The sequence below is a fragment of the Pontibaca salina genome, assembly GCF_016307205.1.
Lineage (GTDB): Bacteria > Pseudomonadota > Alphaproteobacteria > Rhodobacterales > Rhodobacteraceae > Pontibaca > Pontibaca salina.
In genome coordinates, this window is sequence record NZ_JAEIJD010000001.1 from 124,502 (window position 1) to 141,620 (window position 17,119).

17 protein-coding genes are annotated in these 17,119 nt (G+C 61.3%); 9 read left to right on the plus strand and 8 right to left on the minus strand.

Annotated features, from left to right (window positions below; translation table 11 throughout):
* Window positions 1-25: 25 nt before the first annotated feature.
* Window positions 26-310 (minus strand): preprotein translocase subunit YajC, encoded by a 285-nt coding sequence (gene yajC / locus JAO82_RS00680; protein WP_198684411.1) that lies wholly within the window; start codon window positions 308-310, stop codon window positions 26-28.
* 171 nt (window positions 311-481) lie between these two features.
* Between yajC and serS the strand changes: the two genes are divergently transcribed.
* Window positions 482-1,774, plus strand: coding sequence for a serine--tRNA ligase (serS, locus tag JAO82_RS00685; RefSeq protein ID WP_198684788.1), 1,293 nt, complete (start codon window positions 482-484; stop codon window positions 1,772-1,774).
* Between the two features lies 1 nt (window position 1,775).
* Window positions 1,776-2,519, plus strand: a complete 744-nt coding sequence (locus JAO82_RS00690; protein ID WP_198684412.1) for a hypothetical protein — start codon at window positions 1,776-1,778, stop codon at window positions 2,517-2,519.
* Between the two features lie 34 nt (window positions 2,520-2,553).
* On the opposite strand, the gene JAO82_RS00695 is transcribed toward JAO82_RS00690, so the two are convergent.
* The 4 genes from JAO82_RS00695 to JAO82_RS00710 form a co-directional block, all read right to left on the minus strand.
* On the minus strand, window positions 2,554-3,549 hold the full coding sequence (locus JAO82_RS00695) for a fatty acid desaturase (protein ID WP_198684413.1): 996 nt from the start codon (window positions 3,547-3,549) through the stop codon (window positions 2,554-2,556).
* A gap of 196 nt (window positions 3,550-3,745) precedes the next feature.
* Window positions 3,746-5,215, minus strand: a complete 1,470-nt coding sequence (gene der, locus JAO82_RS00700) for a ribosome biogenesis GTPase Der (protein WP_198684414.1) — start codon at window positions 5,213-5,215, stop codon at window positions 3,746-3,748.
* Window positions 5,216-5,264: 49 nt separating this feature from the next.
* Window positions 5,265-6,602: an outer membrane protein assembly factor BamB family protein gene (locus tag JAO82_RS00705; RefSeq protein ID WP_198684415.1), complete on the minus strand. Its 1,338-nt coding sequence runs from the start codon at window positions 6,600-6,602 to the stop codon at window positions 5,265-5,267.
* A gap of 64 nt (window positions 6,603-6,666) precedes the next feature.
* A complete protein-coding gene (locus tag JAO82_RS00710; RefSeq protein WP_198684416.1) occupies window positions 6,667-7,338 on the minus strand; it encodes a hypothetical protein in 672 nt (223 codons plus the stop codon).
* A gap of 479 nt (window positions 7,339-7,817) precedes the next feature.
* Between JAO82_RS00710 and JAO82_RS00715 the strand changes: the two genes are divergently transcribed.
* The 6 genes from JAO82_RS00715 (at window position 7,818) to JAO82_RS00740 (ending at window position 13,366) form a co-directional block, all read left to right on the plus strand.
* Window positions 7,818-8,981, plus strand: coding sequence for a D-alanyl-D-alanine carboxypeptidase family protein (locus tag JAO82_RS00715; RefSeq protein ID WP_198684417.1), 1,164 nt, complete (start codon window positions 7,818-7,820; stop codon window positions 8,979-8,981).
* Entirely contained in the window at window positions 8,978-9,607 is a 630-nt protein-coding gene (gene tmk / locus JAO82_RS00720; RefSeq protein ID WP_198684418.1) for a dTMP kinase, read from the plus strand. Before JAO82_RS00715 ends, tmk begins: the two co-directional genes overlap by 4 nt.
* Window positions 9,604-10,719, plus strand: coding sequence for a DNA polymerase III subunit delta' (locus JAO82_RS00725; RefSeq protein ID WP_198684419.1), 1,116 nt, complete (start codon window positions 9,604-9,606; stop codon window positions 10,717-10,719). Before tmk ends, JAO82_RS00725 begins: the two co-directional genes overlap by 4 nt.
* Window positions 10,720-10,754: 35 nt before the next feature.
* Window positions 10,755-11,558 carry a TatD family hydrolase gene (locus tag JAO82_RS00730; RefSeq protein WP_198684420.1) on the plus strand — a complete coding sequence of 268 codons (804 nt, stop codon included), beginning with the start codon at window positions 10,755-10,757 and terminating at the stop codon, window positions 11,556-11,558.
* Window positions 11,555-12,355 carry an MBL fold metallo-hydrolase gene (locus JAO82_RS00735; RefSeq protein WP_198684421.1) on the plus strand — a complete coding sequence of 267 codons (801 nt, stop codon included), beginning with the start codon at window positions 11,555-11,557 and terminating at the stop codon, window positions 12,353-12,355. The genes JAO82_RS00730 and JAO82_RS00735 overlap by 4 nt, the downstream gene beginning before the upstream one ends.
* 78 nt (window positions 12,356-12,433) lie before the next feature.
* A complete protein-coding gene (locus tag JAO82_RS00740) occupies window positions 12,434-13,366 on the plus strand; it encodes an AEC family transporter (protein WP_198684422.1) in 933 nt (310 codons plus the stop codon).
* 7 nt (window positions 13,367-13,373) lie between these two features.
* Here JAO82_RS00740 and JAO82_RS00745 read toward each other — a convergent pair whose 3' ends face one another.
* From JAO82_RS00745 to JAO82_RS00755, 3 genes are read right to left on the minus strand one after another with little or no spacing between them, the layout of a single operon-like run.
* Window positions 13,374-14,723: a cytochrome P450 gene (locus tag JAO82_RS00745; protein WP_198684423.1), complete on the minus strand. Its 1,350-nt coding sequence runs from the start codon at window positions 14,721-14,723 to the stop codon at window positions 13,374-13,376.
* The gene (locus JAO82_RS00750; RefSeq protein ID WP_198684789.1) at window positions 14,720-15,934 is read right to left on the minus strand and encodes a hypothetical protein; all 1,215 of its coding nucleotides are present in this window, start codon (window positions 15,932-15,934) and stop codon (window positions 14,720-14,722) included. Before JAO82_RS00750 ends, JAO82_RS00745 begins: the two co-directional genes overlap by 4 nt.
* 25 nt (window positions 15,935-15,959) lie before the next feature.
* Window positions 15,960-16,712 carry a cytochrome c biogenesis CcdA family protein gene (locus tag JAO82_RS00755; protein ID WP_198684424.1) on the minus strand — a complete coding sequence of 251 codons (753 nt, stop codon included), beginning with the start codon at window positions 16,710-16,712 and terminating at the stop codon, window positions 15,960-15,962.
* A 132-nt stretch (window positions 16,713-16,844) separates the two neighbouring features.
* Here JAO82_RS00755 and tusA point away from each other — a divergent pair, with 132 nt between their 5' ends.
* Window positions 16,845-17,081: a sulfurtransferase TusA gene (gene tusA, locus JAO82_RS00760; RefSeq protein WP_198684425.1), complete on the plus strand. Its 237-nt coding sequence runs from the start codon at window positions 16,845-16,847 to the stop codon at window positions 17,079-17,081.
* Window positions 17,082-17,119: the final 38 nt, after the last annotated feature.

Consider the following 17,119-nt stretch of genomic DNA (forward strand, 5'->3'; position numbering starts at 1 on the left):
TTCCGATCGGGTTCAGCCGGCAGAATCAGTTTGCCGGTTCGGTCTTGCTGGTAACCGTAGCGATGGTGCTTTTAATCAATCGGATTTTGACGTTTTCGGCAATCTCGACCTCGACCTCGTTATCGTCTTTGACCTTGACGATCTTGCCGACGATTCCCCCCTGAGTAATGACAATATCGCCCCGGCGCACCGCCGCAACCATGGCTGCATGCTCCTTGGCCTTTTTCTGTTGTGGCCGGATCAGCAGGAAGTACATGATCGCAAAGATCAGAACGAGCGGAAGAAACTGGGCGATTGTGCCACTATCCATGAGGAAATCCTTTTGTTGGGCGCGGGGCACATCTCGCCCGCGAATTCGCGCGAAACCTATTCGCAGAAGCTGATCAATGCAAGCCGCCGACTGCGCGAATACGAACCCTTACACAGCAGCGCGCGTTACGGCATAAGTACAATCAACGATTCAACGACCAAGGACAGCCCCATGCATGATATCCGCGCCATCCGAGAGGCCCCTGCTGAATTTGATGCCGCCTTGGCACGCCGTGGCGAAGCATCCGTCGCTGCCGATTTGCTGGAACTGGATGCGCAGCGCCGCGCCCGCATCTCGGCCGCCGAGTCCGCGCAGGCCGAACAGAACAAGGCCAGCAAAGATGCTGGTGCCGCCAAGGCCAAAGGCAACGAAACTGAATTTCAGCGTCTGCGTGCACTGGTATCCGATAAAAAGGCCGAAATCGCAGCCATGCAGGACGAGGCGCGTAAACTGGACGCTGAACTGAGCAAGCGGTTGGCGGGCATCCCCAACCTGCCCGCCGAGGATGTGCCCGACGGCAATGACGAGGCCGACAATGTCGAAGTGAACCGCTGGGGTAGTCCGCGCGATTTCGGTTTTACACCAAAAGAACATTTTGAGATTGCCGGTGTTGCCCCGTCGATGGACTTTGAGACTGCCGCGCAGCTTTCAGGATCGCGCTTTGTCCTCCTTTCGGGCGCAGTAGCGCGAATCCACCGGGCATTGGCACAGTTCATGCTGGATACCCATGTGGACGAGAATGGCCTGACCGAAGTCAACGGCCCGGTCTTGGTGCGACCAGAAGCCATGTTCGGCACCGGGCAATTGCCGAAATTCGGCGAAGACAGCTATGAAACCACAAATGGCTGGTGGTTGATCCCCACATCCGAGGTCACACTCACCAATATCGTGGGCGATGCCATCGTCGAGGAAAGCTATCTGCCGCGCCGCTACACCGCCCATTCGCTCTGTTTCCGCTCCGAGGCCGGATCAGCGGGCAAGGATACCCGCGGGATGTTGCGTCAGCACCAATTCGAGAAGGTCGAGATGGTCAGCATTACCCGCCCGGAAGACAGCGAGGCCGAGCACAAACGCATGTTGCGCTGCGGCGAGGATCTGTTGGAACGGCTGGAGATCCCTTATCGCACCGTGGTGCTGTGCACCGGCGATATGGGCTTTGGCGCGCGCCGCACCTACGATATCGAAGCATGGCTGCCGGGACAGAATGCCTATCGCGAAATTTCCAGTGTTTCGTCGACCGGCGACTTCCAGGCACGTCGTATGAATGCGCGGTTCCGCCGTGAAGGCGGCGGCAAGCCGGAATTTGTCCATACTTTGAACGGTTCGGGGCTGGCAGTTGGACGTTGCCTGATCGCAGTTCTGGAGAACGGCCAGCAGGAAGACGGTTCGGTGACTTTACCCAGCGCCCTTTTGCCCTATCTCGGTGGTAAATCCACATTGAGCGCATCCGGAGAGTTGATCTGACATGGCCACCGACCGCCCGACGCCATTGATGGCGGTGCTTGCCTTTCTGGCCACGCTGGCCTTTGTCGCGTCACCGCTGGTGGTGCCAGGGTTCGGTGGGTTTGATCCCTATCTGTTTACGGTGCCTCAAGTGAATGCCGCCGTGCAGCCGGCTGGCTGGGCATTCTCGATCTGGGGGCTGATCTATCTTTGGCTGCTGGTCAGCGCCGCCGCCGGATTGTTCCTGCGCGCCCGAGAGGTTGACTGGGAACCAATGCGGGCACCGCTGACACTGTCGCTGGCGGTGGGGGCAACCTGGTTGCCGATCGCTAAGATCAGCCCCGTTGCGGCGAGTGTGCTGATCTGGGTCATGCTGGCCGCCGCCCTGCCTGCGCTTTCGCGTGCGCCCGTGCTGGATCGCTGGCTGGCACGTGGTCCGGTCGCGCTTTATTCTGGCTGGCTGACTGCAGCCGCCTGTGTGTCTCTGGGTCTTTTGCTGGCGGGTTACGGATTGCTGGACAACATCCCCGCCGCAATCGTCGCGCTGCTGCTGGCCATGGTGCTTGGCTCTATCGTGCTGTGGCAATTGCGCGATATTGCGGAATACGGCATCGGCATCATCTGGGCGCTGTTCGGCGTAATCGGCCACGCGTGGGATCAATATCCGGCTGTCGTCGCCTTATCTGGCCTTGGTATCATCGTGATCAGCGCATTGTCGTTACGGTCTGGCCTGCGGCGCGAGGGACCGCATCCGCAAGTTTCTTAGGCCGAAAAGCTTGCCTTCCCTTGCGCTGGGGCGCTTACCCGGCCTCGCCCGCCGGGCGGGACGAATCCCGCCCCGCGACCGACGGAAACGGCACCAACCGGCCCCGCTCTTCATCCCAGAGCTTCAGGTTCAGCGCCGCCACTGCCTCGTAGAACTTGATCCGGCGCGGTGCCCATTCCGGCGGCAGATTATAATGACAGGCCCGCAAGCGGTATGACGGGATACGCGCGTTCAGATGGTGGATGTCATGCAGCGTAATACAGGCCACCGCCATGTCGAACCACCAGCCGAAATCCAGACAGCTTGATCCCTGAAGCGCAGCGAGCTGCGGGTCTAGATCGGGGCGGCGGTCCCAATAAGTATCTTCGAAATTGTGCTGAAGATAGACCAGGAACACACCCAGCATCCCGCCCAACATAGAGGCGCTGAAATAGATCCCCAGCCCCTGCCAGCCGGCCAGCGCATAGATCACCGTAACCCAGACAAAAACTGCAACATTGTGAACAACAACACCCTTCCAGCCGAATCGCATGGTGTTCTTGGGCCAGCGATAGCGGATGAAATAGGTAAAGAACGCGCCCACCGGCACCAGCAGGAACGGATTGCGATACAGCCGGTATTGCAGCCGCGCCCAGAACCCCGCCGCATTCCATTCCCGCAGTGTCATCGTGTGAATCTCGCCGGTGTCGCGATGTTCAAGATTGCCGACATTGGCGTGGTGTAGGTTGTGATTCTGTTTCATCACCTCGAACGGCGCAAAGGTGAAGGGCGAGAGCACATGGCCCGCCAGTTCGTTCTGGGCGCGGGTTTGAAACAGCGAATGATGCCCGGTATCGTGTTGCAGCACGTAAAGACGCACGGCGGAAAACCCATGAACCACCATCAAGGGCAGCATGAGCCACCAGTTTTCGACCTGCATGATGGCCAGCCACAACGAAGCGAAATAAACGGTAAAGGTCCCGAAAAAACTGAGCGCGGCGATGCGCTTGTCTTTCTCGCAATACTGACGTGTATATTCCCGCAGATTCATCGCCGTACTCCGCCGATTGATTTCGCGTCCATGCTATATCCACGGACGGGTCAAAACCAACTGGTTTGAGCGCAGCGCTGACATCACTCTTGGTCAGCAGCGGGCTGAGAACCAACACGCTGACCATCGTTCACAGAAAGGGCTGAAAGCTATCATCCCTTTGCCTTTTGCCGATCACACACGCAGTGCCATCCCGTTAACTGCGGCGGCCCTCAATATGTTTGCGTAGGTGCGATTTGCCGGGCTTCTTGCGCCCCTTGAACGGATTCTTGTCGCTTTGGCCGCGCAGATGCAGGCGAATGGGCGTGCCGGGCATATCAAAGTCCTCGCGCAGACCATTGACCAGATACCTTGTATAGCTGGCCGGCATCTTGTCGGGATGGCTGCACATCACCACGAATCCTGGCGGGCGGGTCTTGACCTGCGTGATGTAACGCAGCTTGATCCGCCGACCTTGCGGCGCCGGGGGCGGGTGCTGTTCCAACATGCCATTCAGCCAGCGATTCAGCGCTGCCGTCGGCACCCGGCGGTTCCAGATATCATGGGCACGGCTGATCGCGGCTTGCAGGCGGTCCAGTCCCCTGCCGGTCTTGGCGCTGACGGTCACCAGCGGCGCGCCACGCAATTGCGGCAACAGGCGCTCGAACGCCTCGCGCAGGTCGCGCAGCTTTTGCTGCCGGTCTTCCTCAATGTCCCATTTGTTCACGGCAATCACCACCGCCCGGCCCTCACGTTCGGCCAGATCCGCGATGCGCAGATCCTGTTGCTCAAATGGGATTGCAGCGTCCAGCAGGACCACGACCACTTCGGCAAACTTGACCGCGCGCAGGCCGTCGCTGACCGAAAGTTTCTCCAGTTTTTCCTGAACCTTGGCTTTGCGGCGCATACCAGCGGTATCAAACAGACGCATCGGCACGCCATCCCAGTTCACCTGTAGCGAGATCGCATCGCGGGTGATTCCCGCCTCAGGACCGGTCAATAAGCGCTCTTCGCCAATGATCTGGTTGATCAGCGTTGATTTGCCCGCATTGGGCCGACCGACAACGGCCACCTGCAAAGGCCTTGCCTCGGTCGGGCGATGGGCGTTCTCGTCAATGGCCTCGTCGGCGTCGATGTCCTCATCAATTGTCACATCGGTTTCAGGGGCATCGGCGCGAGCCCGTTCGGCGAAATCATCCGCCAGCGGCATCAACTGTGCATACAGGTCGTTCAGCCCTTCGCCATGTTCCGCCGACATGCGAATCGGCTCGCCCAGCCCAAGACTATACGCTTCGAGTACGCCGGCATCAGCAGCGGCCCCTTCAGCCTTGTTCGCGGCCAGAATCACATGCGCGCTCCGCTTGCGCAGAATATCTGCAAAGACCTGATCCGTCGCAGTAAGACCGGTGCGTGCATCGATCATGAACAGACAGATATCAGCCATATCCACCGCGCGCTCAGTCAAGCGGCGCATCCGGCCCTGCAGGCTGTCGTCGGTGACATTTTCCAGCCCGGCGGTATCAATCACCGTAAAACGCAGATCGCCCAGACGCGCGGCTCCCTCGCGCAGATCGCGAGTCACCCCCGGTTGATTATCGACCAGCGCAAGACGCTGCCCGACAAGGCGGTTGAATAGGGTAGACTTTCCCACATTGGGACGGCCTACGATGGCAAGGGTAAACGACATGGCGCCTGCTTTTACAAAGGACAGATACGTCCCTTAGCGCATTCTCGCATCAACGGAAAGCGAACAACGCGCCATTGGCGCCCACAACATACAGCGTCTGGTTCGCAACCACCGGTGCGGTGGTGGCTCCACCTTGCACTTCGACCCGCGACACCAGCTCACCGCTTTCCGGCGAGAAGAAGCGCAACCAGCCATCGTTACTGGCGATCACGATCCGCCCTCCGGCCAGGATTGGCCCATAATGCGCCCAAGTCCGGCTCCGCTTGCGGGGTTTGTCCCTTACGAAACCGGGCAGATCGATGGCCCAGATCACGCTGCCGTTGCTTGCATCGAAACGGACCAGCTGGTTGATGTCAGTGACCGCGAAAATACTGTCACCGGCGGGCCAAACCGGACCCAACGCGCCCTGCCGTGCGACCCAAAGCTGTTCGCCCGTCTGGATGTCAAACGCAGCTAGCCGCCCGGAATGATTGCCTGCGTAAACGGCATTGCCTGCAACTACCGGACTGCCGGTTACATCGCTGATGCGCGAGACCGCCCGCCCCAGACGCTGCCCTGCAACCGAGGCATTCCAGTTTCGCATGCCGCCCCGGCGGAACGCCGCGATCACATCGCCCGATCCGAAGCCAAAGATTGCCTGATCGCCGACCAGCGCAGGGGAAGGCGCGCCGAGAACATTGACCACGCTCGGTGCAGCACTGAGTTGCCACAGAATTCGGCCGTTACTTGCATTAATCGCCCAGGCGGTTTCATCTCCGGCGACCAGATAGACGATCCCGTCGCGTACGGTTGGCGTACCGCTGCCGGTCGCATCGAGTTCTTGACGCCAGCGCACGGCACCGCTGCTTGCATCAAGTGCGGTCAAGATGCCAAAACCGGACGAAATATAAAGCGTCCCGTTATCATAGGCGAGGCCCCCGCCGGTCGAATCTCCCGGACGTTCGCTCGACGGGGTGAGGTCGGTACTCCACGCCACGGCGCCCGCGGGTGTGACTCCGGAAACCCGCGCGCCAGAATCGAGCGTGTAAATCAGCCCGCCGCCGACAACCGGATCAGCGGTGATGCGCGCACGCTTGCCATCAGGGCTGCCGATCGAGGTCGACCAGAGCAGTCGGGGCGTCTCGCCCAGCGCAGCGTTTTGCACCCGCGTAACAGGCGAGCCGAGGCCCTGCGTCCAAGCCGAATTGACGCTTTGCCCCGGAATGCGGATTGCGCGGGTGACATTATTGACCGCTTTCGGTTTTTCGTCGGGCAGGTTCAGATCGGCGCGAACATCCTCGCGTTCACCCGGCAGAATCACCGCTCTTTCCGCACATGCGCCAAGGAGCAGGGCTCCGCTTACGAGACAGACCAGCCCGAACCGGGAAGAAATGATCGCTGACTTCATAGTAATCGGCCTGTCCTGACTAGTCTTTGGTTCTGCTCGTTTGTGACACGACGAGGGCAAAACGTCACCCTTGGCCCTCCCGGGCGCTTGTCGGGGTGCCGCCCAAGGCCACAATCACCTGTGCCACACGTTGTTGCAAGCCCGCAGGTGCTTCGGCGTCGTCAAGGATCGCCTGCAGCCTGTCGATCGCTCCCTCAGGGTGGTTCTCGCCAATATCGATCAGGGCCAACTGTTCCTGCGCCAGAAGACGCAACGGCGCACCAGGTCGCGCCAGCGCCTCGAACTGCAAGCGGCGTTCAGATGCCGGCAGAGCATCCCCCTGCAATGTCAGCGCCTTGAATGCAGCAATCTGGCGATAGATCTCTGGCAGCGCGCCATCGGTCGAAATGGTGTTCAGACGCTCGACAGCGGTTGCCGTTTCGTCCGTGTCCGCCAGTGCCGCCGCCGTCAAAAATGCGGCGACTGCCTGCCCGCCCGGTGTTTCGGCACCAACCCCCGCTAGGGCTTCAGCGCGGGCCGTCGCGGCGTCGTTTTCCAATGCGGCAAGAAGTGCATCCCCCAGATCTTCGGCCTGTGTGCGCATCTGCGCCTTTCGAATCTCGTTGAACGCAGCACCGCCAACAACCAGCAGCACAAGCAGCACCGCGATCCAGCCATAGCGACGGAACAACCTAAATAGGCGGTCGCGGCGCACCTCTTCGGTGACTTCATCGATGAAACTATCGCTGTGGCTCATGCAGTGCCCCTTGTTCGCGTGTGACGGCGAGACGGTCTCTTCCGTGGGAAAAGTCCGGTTTTGCCTCTATTAGCCTGCCTTTACACTCAAGCCAAGTGGCGGTGGAGCAACACTATTGCGAAAACAGGCCCGTTGCTGTGTCGCGCTTTTGACCTCGCGCAGGGCCCAAAACCGTTTGGTGAAATATTTTCCCACTGCGCCCCTGCCCACTTTCTTTGAGGGCGCCCAAGCGCTATGTTGGCGCGCAAAATCCGCGTGGCGGGCCCGTCAGCACATCAATATTTGCGCATTGGAGCCTGGCCCATACAGAAACACCAATGGCATAGGCAAGGACACGCGATGACGCGACGTATCGGTTTTAACGAAGCCTTCCTGCTTAACGGCGGTGTGATAGCGCGCAGTTTTCAGAAAACGGGTGAATGGTCCCGGGTTTCCCGCTACCTATCCCGTAACCGATTGACAGGAGCCGAAAGAGCCCGATGACCATCCTCCGACTTTCGCTGGCCGCCGTTTTTCTGGTCGCCACCACCCTGAGTGCTGTTGCCTTCGATACGCAGGCACGGGCCGCATATGTGCTCGATCAAGGGACAGGCACAGTGCTGCTCTCGAAAAATGCCGACGAGCCCCTGCCCCCCGCTTCGATGTCCAAGCTGATGACCCTTTACGTCACCTTCGAGGCACTGCGTGACGGGCGGCTTACGCTGGACGAACGTCTGCCGGTTTCCAATCATGCCATGAGCTACGGTGGATCGACCATGTTCTTGGATACGCAAGACCGTGTGAGGGTGGAAGATCTGCTGCGCGGGATTGTGGTGATGTCAGGCAATGATGCCTGTGTTGTACTGGCTGAGGCGCTCAGCCCCGATGGAACCGAGGCCGGGTTCGCGCGGTTCATGACCCAGCGCGGCCAGAAAATGGGTTTGACCCAATCGACCTTTACCAATTCCAATGGCTGGCCGCAGGCCGGCCATCGAATGTCGGCCCACGATCTGGCCATTCTAGCCGATCGGCTGATCAGCGACTTCCCCGAATTCTACCCGCTATTTGCCGAAGAGGAATTCAAGTTCGACGGCCGCGCGCCCGCAAACACGCGCAATCGCAACCCGCTGTTGGGTCTGGGGGTCGGCGCTGACGGGTTGAAAACAGGGCATACCCGTGAAGCCGGCTATGGGTTGGTGGGGTCCGCGAAACAGGGAGATCGTCGGGTCATTTTCGTGATATCGGGCTACGAAAGTGCTGCACAGCGGGCCCGAGAAGCCGAAGCTCTTGTGAACTGGTCGTTTCGCCATTTCGACGAAAAAACCGTCGCCCGCGCCGGAGAGCCGGTCCTCAAGGCAGAGGTCTGGCGTGGGGACCAATCAACCATAGGGCTGGTAACTGCCAAAGACCTGACGATCTTGATGCCGACGCTGGCCAGCAATGACATTGCCGCCGAGGTGGTCTATAATGGCCCCTTCAACGCGCCTATTTCTCGGGGCGAAAAACTAGCCGAACTGGTCATAAACCGCGCCGAACTGCCCGAGGTCCGCGTGCCTTTGGTCGCTGACCGCGACGTGCCGTTGGGCGGCTTCCGTGTCAAAATGGCAACCGCCGCACAACAAATGATCAAACGGCTCACTTCCGGCTCTGCGGAGGCCCAGTGAGCGCGCTCAAAGGCCTGTTTATCAGCATCGAGGGGATCGATGGATCGGGCAAATCCACACAAGCGCGCCGACTGGCAGATCGCCTGCGGGCACAAGGCCACGATGTCGTTCTGACCCGCGAACCCGGCGGCAGCCCCGGCGCCGAGCAGATCCGCGCGTTGGTGCTAGAAGGCGACCCCGACCGCTGGTCGCCTCACACCGAGATCCTGCTGTTTACCGCCGCCAGACGCGACCACCTGGAGCGCACCATCGCCCCCGCCCTAGCCGCGGGCAAAGTGGTGATCTGCGACCGCTTCGCCGATAGCACGCGGATGTATCAGGGGCTGTCACGAGGCGATCTGCGGGCCTTGGTCGATCAGTTGCACGACCTGATGATCGGGCGCGAACCAGACCTGACGCTGCTGATCGACATGGACCCCGAAACCGGCCTGACCCGCGCGCTGTCGCGCAACGGCGCGGAAGAACGGTTTGAGGCCTTTGGTGCCGACCTCCAGCGCCGCATGCGCGCCGGGTTCCTGACCTTGGCACAAGAGTTTCCCGACCGCATCCGGGTGATCGACGGCAACCGCTCGCCAGATGCCGTGGCCAGCGATGTTTTCGCCACCGTGAAAGGCGCAACGTCATGAGCGCCAGCGCCGACCTTCCGCCCCCCGATCAGATCGCCGGGGCACCGCACCCGCGCGATGCCGCGCGGCTTTTCGGACAAAATGCGGCACAGGCCGATTTCCTCGACGCTTTCGCATCGGGCCGCCTACACCATGCCTGGCTGTTGACCGGCCCGCCCGGTGTGGGCAAGGCGACCCTTGCCTGGCGCATCGCGCGCTTTTTGCTGGCCACCCCGCTGCCTGGCGATGGTGTGATCACCGATAGGCCCACAGCTCTCGATATTCCCGCCGATCACCCGGTCGCCCGCCGCGTTGCCGCCGGAAGCGAACCGCGCTTGGCTCATATCACGCGCAGCGCCAATGAAAAGACCGGCCGCATGCGCACCGAAATCGTTGTCGAAGACATCCGCAAGCTGCACCGTTTTCTCGCCCTGTCGGCCACCGACGGGGGCGCGCGTGTGGTCATTGTGGACGCCGCCGACGAAATGAATGCCAGCGCCGCCAATGCGCTGCTCAAGATGCTCGAAGAACCGCCGGCGCTGACCACATTGCTACTGGTTTCACATCAGCCTTCGGCGCTGCTGCCGACGATCCGCTCGCGCTGCCGTGTGCTGCGGCTCGCGCCATTAAGGGCGCAGGACATGCAGGCGGCGCTGGCACAGGCGGGCACAGAGCTGTCCGACAATCCCGACCAGCTTGCAGCACTGGCCGCCGGCTCGGTGGGCGGCGCGCTGCGGCTGCTCAATCTCGACGGGCTGCGGCTTTACCATGATCTGGTGGTAATCCTTGGCTCGCTGCCCCGCCTTGACCGCCAACGCGCGCTGGCACTGGCCGAGACAGCGGCGCAACGCAATGCAGCGGAACGTTTTGACCTGCTGCTGAACCTGATCGATATTGCCCTGTCTCGTCTGGCGCGCTGCGGTGCCACCGGCACCCCGCCCCTGCCCGAGGCCGCGCGCGACGAATCCGCGATCCTTAGCCGGCTAGCCGCAACGCCCGCGAAGGGCCGCGCCTGGGCTGATACCGCGGCCACAATCACCGCGCGCAACCAGCACGGGCAGGCGGTCAACCTTGACCCTGCCGCGCTTGTCCTAGATACGGTTTTCAGGATACAAAAGACCGCGCAGTCGTGACAGGGCCGCCGCGCGGCGAGAAATACCGGGGCCGCATGTCCGAAATACCAGAAATCACCGACAGCCATTGCCACCTCGACTTTCCAGATTTCGAAGGCCAGCTTGACACCATCATCGCGAATGCCGCCGCCGCCGGCGTGACGCGGATGGTGACGATCTGCACGCGACTGTCACAGGAACCGACAGTGCGCGCCATCGCCGATACACACGCGCCTGTGTTCTACGCCGCCGGAACCCACCCGATGAGTGTCGCCGACAGCCCGATGGCCAGCGCCGACCAATTGATCGGCTTGGCGCGCCATCCCAAATTTGTCGGCATCGGTGAGACAGGGCTAGACTACCACTACACCGCCGAAAGCGCAGCAGCGCAGCAGGAATCGCTGCGCATCCATATCGCTGCCGCGCGCGAAACCATGCTGCCGCTGATCATCCACGCGCGCAACGCTGACGCCGACATGGCCCGGATCCTGACCGAGGAATATCGCATTGGCGCCTATTCCTGCGTCATGCACTGCTTTTCGTCGGGCGCAGACTTGGCGCGCGCGGCGCTTGATCTGGGCTTTTATCTGTCGATGTCGGGCATTGCCGCCTTCCCGCGAAGCACCGAATTGCGCGAGATCTTCGCCGCCGCCCCGCTTGATCGTATCCTGGTTGAAACCGACGCGCCCTATCTCGCGCCGCCGCCCCATCGCGGCAGACGCAACGAGCCCGCCTTTGCCAGCCATACGGCGCGGGTTGGCGCCGAGATATTCGATCTGGACTACGCCGAATTCGCGGCGCGTTCACAACAGAACTTTGAGCGGCTGTTCGCCAAGGCCGCCGCCTGGACGCCATCATGAGCGAGACCTTGCGTGTCACCATCTTGGGCTGCGGCTCCTCTGGCGGTGTGCCTCGCCTTGGCGGCCATTGGGGCGATTGTGACCCGGAAAATCCGAAAAACCACCGCCGCCGCTGTTCGATCCTGGTGGAACGCGACGGACCCGAAGGCACCACGACCGTGCTGATCGACACCTCGCCCGACATGCGCAGCCAGTTGCTCGACGCCAGCATTGGGCGGCTGGATGGGGTGGTTTACACCCATAGCCATGCCGACCACGTGCACGGCATCGACGATCTGCGCATGATTGTCTTCAACATGCGCCAGCGCCTGCCGGTCTGGGCTGACTATCCGACCCAGAACGCGCTCTATGCCCGGTTCGGATATGCCTTCGTGCAACCCGAGGGCTCGCACTATCCACCGATCCTCGACATGAACACCATCGAGGGACCGTTTCAGGTGACTGGCCCCGGCGGCACGATAGAGCTGCGCCCCTTTCTGGTTAATCACGGTTCGATCGATTCGCTCGGCTTTCGGGTCGGCGGAATGGCCTATCTGCCCGATGTCGCTGAAATTCCCGCTGCCGCTTGGCGCGAGCTCGATAATCTCGATTGCTGGATCCTTGACGCGCTGCGCCGCACGCCGCACCCGACCCACGCGCATCTGGACAAATCGCTCGAATGGATCGCCCGCGCCCGGCCGCGCCGCGCGGTGCTGACCAATATGCACATCGATATGGATTACGATGCAGTCGACCGCGACACGCCCGACCATGTCACACCGGCACATGATGGTATGGTGCTGCACGTCCCCCTCTGACCTCCACTCTGGCTTCTTCTTGCGGAAAATATCCCCGCCGGAGGCTCCCTGACGCTGCTATAAACGTAAGGATCGGCCATGTTTCACACCCTGATCGACGTGATCCTGCCAGTCTTTATCGTTATCGGGGCGGGTTATAGCGCGGTCTGGGCGCGCTATTTCAGCGGTGATCTCACCGATGGGCTGATGCGCTTCACTCAGAACTTTGCCATTCCTTGCCTGCTGTTTCGCGCCATTGCCACCATCGATCTCTCGGTGGGCTTTGACCCAAGGCTTCTCGCCAGCTTTTATCTTGGTGCGACATTATGTTTTGTCGCCGGCTTGTTCGGCGCGCGCGTAATTTTTAGCCGTCCATGGCAGGATAGTGTGGTGATCGGATTTTGCTGCCTGTTCTCGAACGGCGTGCTCCTGGGCCTGCCGATCACCGAACGGGCCTATGGGGCTGACAATCTGGTCGGCAATTTCGCAATCATCGCGTTTCACTCGCCCTTTTGCTACGCGCTGGGGATCACGGTGATGGAGTATTTCCGTAACCGTGGCGCGACCGGGCGCGTCCTTGCCCGCGCCGTGTTCAACGCGATCTTCCGCAATCCGCTGATCATCGCCATCTTGATGGGGTTCATCGTCAACGTTTCCCGCCTGCCCATACCCACGGTCGTTGACGACGCGCTGGTGATGATCGCGCGCGCGGCCATTCCCTGCGCGCTCTTTGCTCTGGGCGGGGTGCTGGTGCAATATCGTACCGAGGGCGATGCTCGCGTGATTGCCTATATCTGCACGCTGTCACTGCTGATCCACCCGGCGCTGGTCTGGAGTTTCGGGACTACACTTGACGTCCCGACTGACCTGTTCCGCTCTGGCGTGTTGATGGCGTCGATGGCGCCGGGAGTGAACGGCTATGTCTTTGCCAACATGTATGGCCACGCCAAGCGCGTGGCAGCGGCGTCGTTGCTGATTGCGACCGCGTTTTCGGTGCTGACGGTGTGGTTCTGGCTCGGCGTGTTGGGCTGAGGCCGACTCATCGCTCCTGCAACTCCAGCCAGATTCCATCGCGCGAACGCACCGTCAGATGTGCCTCTGGAACCGGTTCGCGCCCGTTGACCGCTCGCACCCGGAATCGGCGCAGCAGCATCGATAAAAGCAGCGGCCCCTCAACCATGGCAAACCCGGCACCCGGGCAGACGCGCGGACCGGCGGAAAATGGGATAAAGGCCTCGCGTTGGCAGATCTGGCCGTTTTCGGTCTGCCAGCGGGCGGGGTCGAAACCGTCGGGATTATCCCAAAGCCGTGTATGCCGGTGCAGGTGCCAGGGACTCACCACCATCTGCGCGCCTGCTGGAACCTCGCGGTCGCGAAATCGCGCCGGACATCGTGCCTCGCGCACCAGCATCGGTACTGGCGGATAAAGGCGCAGGGTCTCGCGGAATACGTCGCGCGACAGGCGCAGTTTCGCCATTGCCGCGAAAGTCTCGTCTTCCAGCGCTGCAGCTTCGCTGGCCACGCGTTCCTGCCAATCGGGGTAGAGCGCCAGCAGATAAAGCGCCCATGCCAGCGCCGAGGCGCTGGTTTCATGGCCGGCCAGAAAAAAGATCGCGACTTGGTCGATCATTTCCTCAACGCTGAACCGTTCGCCGGTCTGTGGGTCGGTCGTGGTCATGATTTTGGTTGCCAGATCGTCGGGTGCCGTCCCGGCCTCGATCTCGCGCATCCGCGCATGGGTCAATGCCGCAATCAGTGCGCGGATTCGCGCCGCGCTGGTCCGGGTGCTCGGTCCGAAGAACCGCGGCATCCAGTGCGGCAACGGGACAAGTGCGGCAACGTTCAGGATCGGTTGGCTGCGTTGGTAGGTGCGAAAGCGGGAAAAGACCTGCGCCGCGACTTCGTGTTCGATAGGGATCGAGAACAGCGTGCGAAAAATCACGTCCGCTGCGGCGTGGCTGGTCTCGGCCTCGATCTCGACGAGTTGCCCGCACCGTCGCTCGAGCCGCGTCACCATCGCCGCGCCGGCGGCGCGTATGGCGGGGAAGGTGTCACGCAGCCGCCCCCCCTCAAAGGCCGGATCAATGATACGACGTTGGCGTTTCCACGCCTTGGCATTCGTCACGAACACCGAATTTCCCAGCAAAGGCCGCAACCCTTCACTGATCCGGTCGGATTTGGGGAAATCCTCGGGCCGATCGTTCAGTACCGCACGTATCAGATCAGGCTGGTTCAGCAGGAAGGAATGGAAAAACGGCGTGCGGAATTCGGCCATCCAGGCACGATAAAGCCGCGCGGGCTGGGCCGACAGAATATCGGCCCGGAACAGGCGCAGATAGCGCCAGAACGACACCTTATCGGCGCGCGCGGCCGGTTTTGGCGGAATCATGCGGGCCGTACCGAGACATGGCGCGATACCGGCACGTCGATCCGCGAACGCGATGGCGCACGGCCCGCATAACGCGCGCCTAGCGTCAGTGGCCCGGCGGTGATGTGAAAATAATCATAATCGCCGGGACGGTCGAAGGCGCATAGGTACTGCAAATGCAGCCGGAAAAACCGCCAGCGCAGCGTTTTCCAGCGTTCTGGAGACAGAGTTTTCGTGAATGCCGCCGACAGGACCAGTGGCCATTTCTTGTCCTCGGGCGCGACCCCGCTGACCGCCACCGGATCGCAAAGCGCGAACGAGCAGCCGTCGCTGGGGGCGGACACATCGCCCCAAGTTAGTTCATCCCGCGCCGAGAGATAGCGCAGATCGGTGCGCAGCCGGTCGGCATCGGGCAGGAACGACACCATCGGCACCACCTGCCCCAAGGTCAGAAACGACAGCGCCGGCCCATTGATCGGCATTCGCCCTGAGCGGAGCAGGTCCGCGAGCACCGACACCCCCAGATGCGCGCCCGAAGAATGCCCGACGACCAGCACCTCGTCGACTTCTGCGGCCAGCGCCTCGGCGATTCGCGCGGCGAAATCTGCGATCCGCTGCTCGATTTCTAGCGGGTTGGCACCGTTCTGGCGGGCAGAAAAAGCGTAATCATGCATCAGGTAGTGCGCATAGAATCGCCCGTCCTGTGCCCGGAACCATCGCAGCACACCCCAGACCACCAAACCCGTCGCAACCAGCGCTGCGCCCTGCCCGATTGTCCCAAGTGCCTGCAATCGCCCAAGCATTGGGAAGGCCAGCACCGCCGCCAACATTGCCAGCGCCAGTTGCGCCAGCAGCAATACGACAGGATAAAACGCCGCGATCACTGGCCCTTTGCGCAGTCGCATCAGCCGCCACAGTGCGCCACTGGCGATGTAGGTCCACGCCGTGCGCAGCAGTTGCAAATAGGTGGTGGCGATGCCGTTGGCCATACTGCTTTGAACGATATCCGACCAAACCAGAACCTCCACGTCGGTTTCGGTCGTGACCCCGTCGATCTGAGCCTCCACGTGCCATCCGTAGATGCCGCCCCGCGCCTCGCAGGTCACTGCGAGATCGTAGCCTGAAATCGCCGCCTGCGCCGCGCTCTCGCGACGGTAAAGTTCGCGGTAGCGGCGGGGAGGAAACGGATCATAGCCGGGGATGAAGAGCACCCTGCGCCGCCGTACCGGCATCGTGATGCTATCAGCTTGCCGCAAGTCAGCCTAGACTGGCCAGCGCCGGGAAGGTTTCCAGCAGCCAGTAGGAAAAACTGGAAAAGCCGCCGGTCAGCATCAGCAGACCAATGGTCCACAGCAACAGGCCCATGACGCGTTCGATCTGCTCCATGTGCCGTTTCATCCAGCCCATCAGCCCGCCCAGACGCGGCAAGAAGGCGGCGACCAGCAGGAACGGCACGCCCAGGCCGATTGCATAGACCGCCAGCAACGAAGTACCCCGCGTCACCGAGGCCTCGGAAGCAGCCAGCGACAGGATCGCGCCCAATTGCGGGCCGATACAGGGCGTCCAACCAAAGGCAAAGGCAAGCCCCAAGATATAAGCCCCGAAAGCGGACCCCCCGTGGTCACCGGCATCCAGCCGGGCTTCGCGGTCAAGGAAGCGAATGCGATAGACGCCAACGAAATGCGCACCAATCACCATAACCAAAACGCCTGCGATGGTGTTGAACCAGTCCTGATATTGCAGGAACATGGTGCCGATTGCCGATGCGGTGAACCCGAGCAAAAGAAACACCGTTGAAAGTCCCAGCACGAAAAATAGCGCCGGTAACATTGCGCGATTGTGCCCTTGGGCGCCGGTGTTCAGATCCTGAACCGTAACTCCGCTCATATAAGCCAGATAGGGCGGCACAATAGGCAGCACACAAGGCGAGAGAAAGCTGAGAACGCCCGCAAACAAGGCCACGAACATTGCCGGCAGAAGTGCGGCGTCAATTATTTCAATCCCAAACATGACTCCCCTTTAGGCCATCATAGCTGCAAGGTCACGGCGCATTTGGTCACAAACCCGTGCCCGATGACAGCTGTTAGCTGAACAAGCACCGGAAGATTTCCCTTTGCCTGCGAAATAGCCTATTTGAAAACCATGATTGATGAAGACCACACTCTCGATGCCCGCGGCCTGCTTTGCCCGTTGCCGGTTCTCAAAGCACGCAAACAGCTGAGGTCGCTGCCTGATGGTGCGCTGCTCAAATTGATTGCGGACGATCCGGCGGCAGTGGTGGATGTGCCACATTTCTGCGCCGAAGCGCGCCATACTTTAGTGGCGCAAGAGGAAAGCGGCGGCGTGCAGACCTACCTGATCCGCAAGGGCGGCGGATAACGCCATTGCCTGATAATAAACGGAAATGTTGAAGGGCG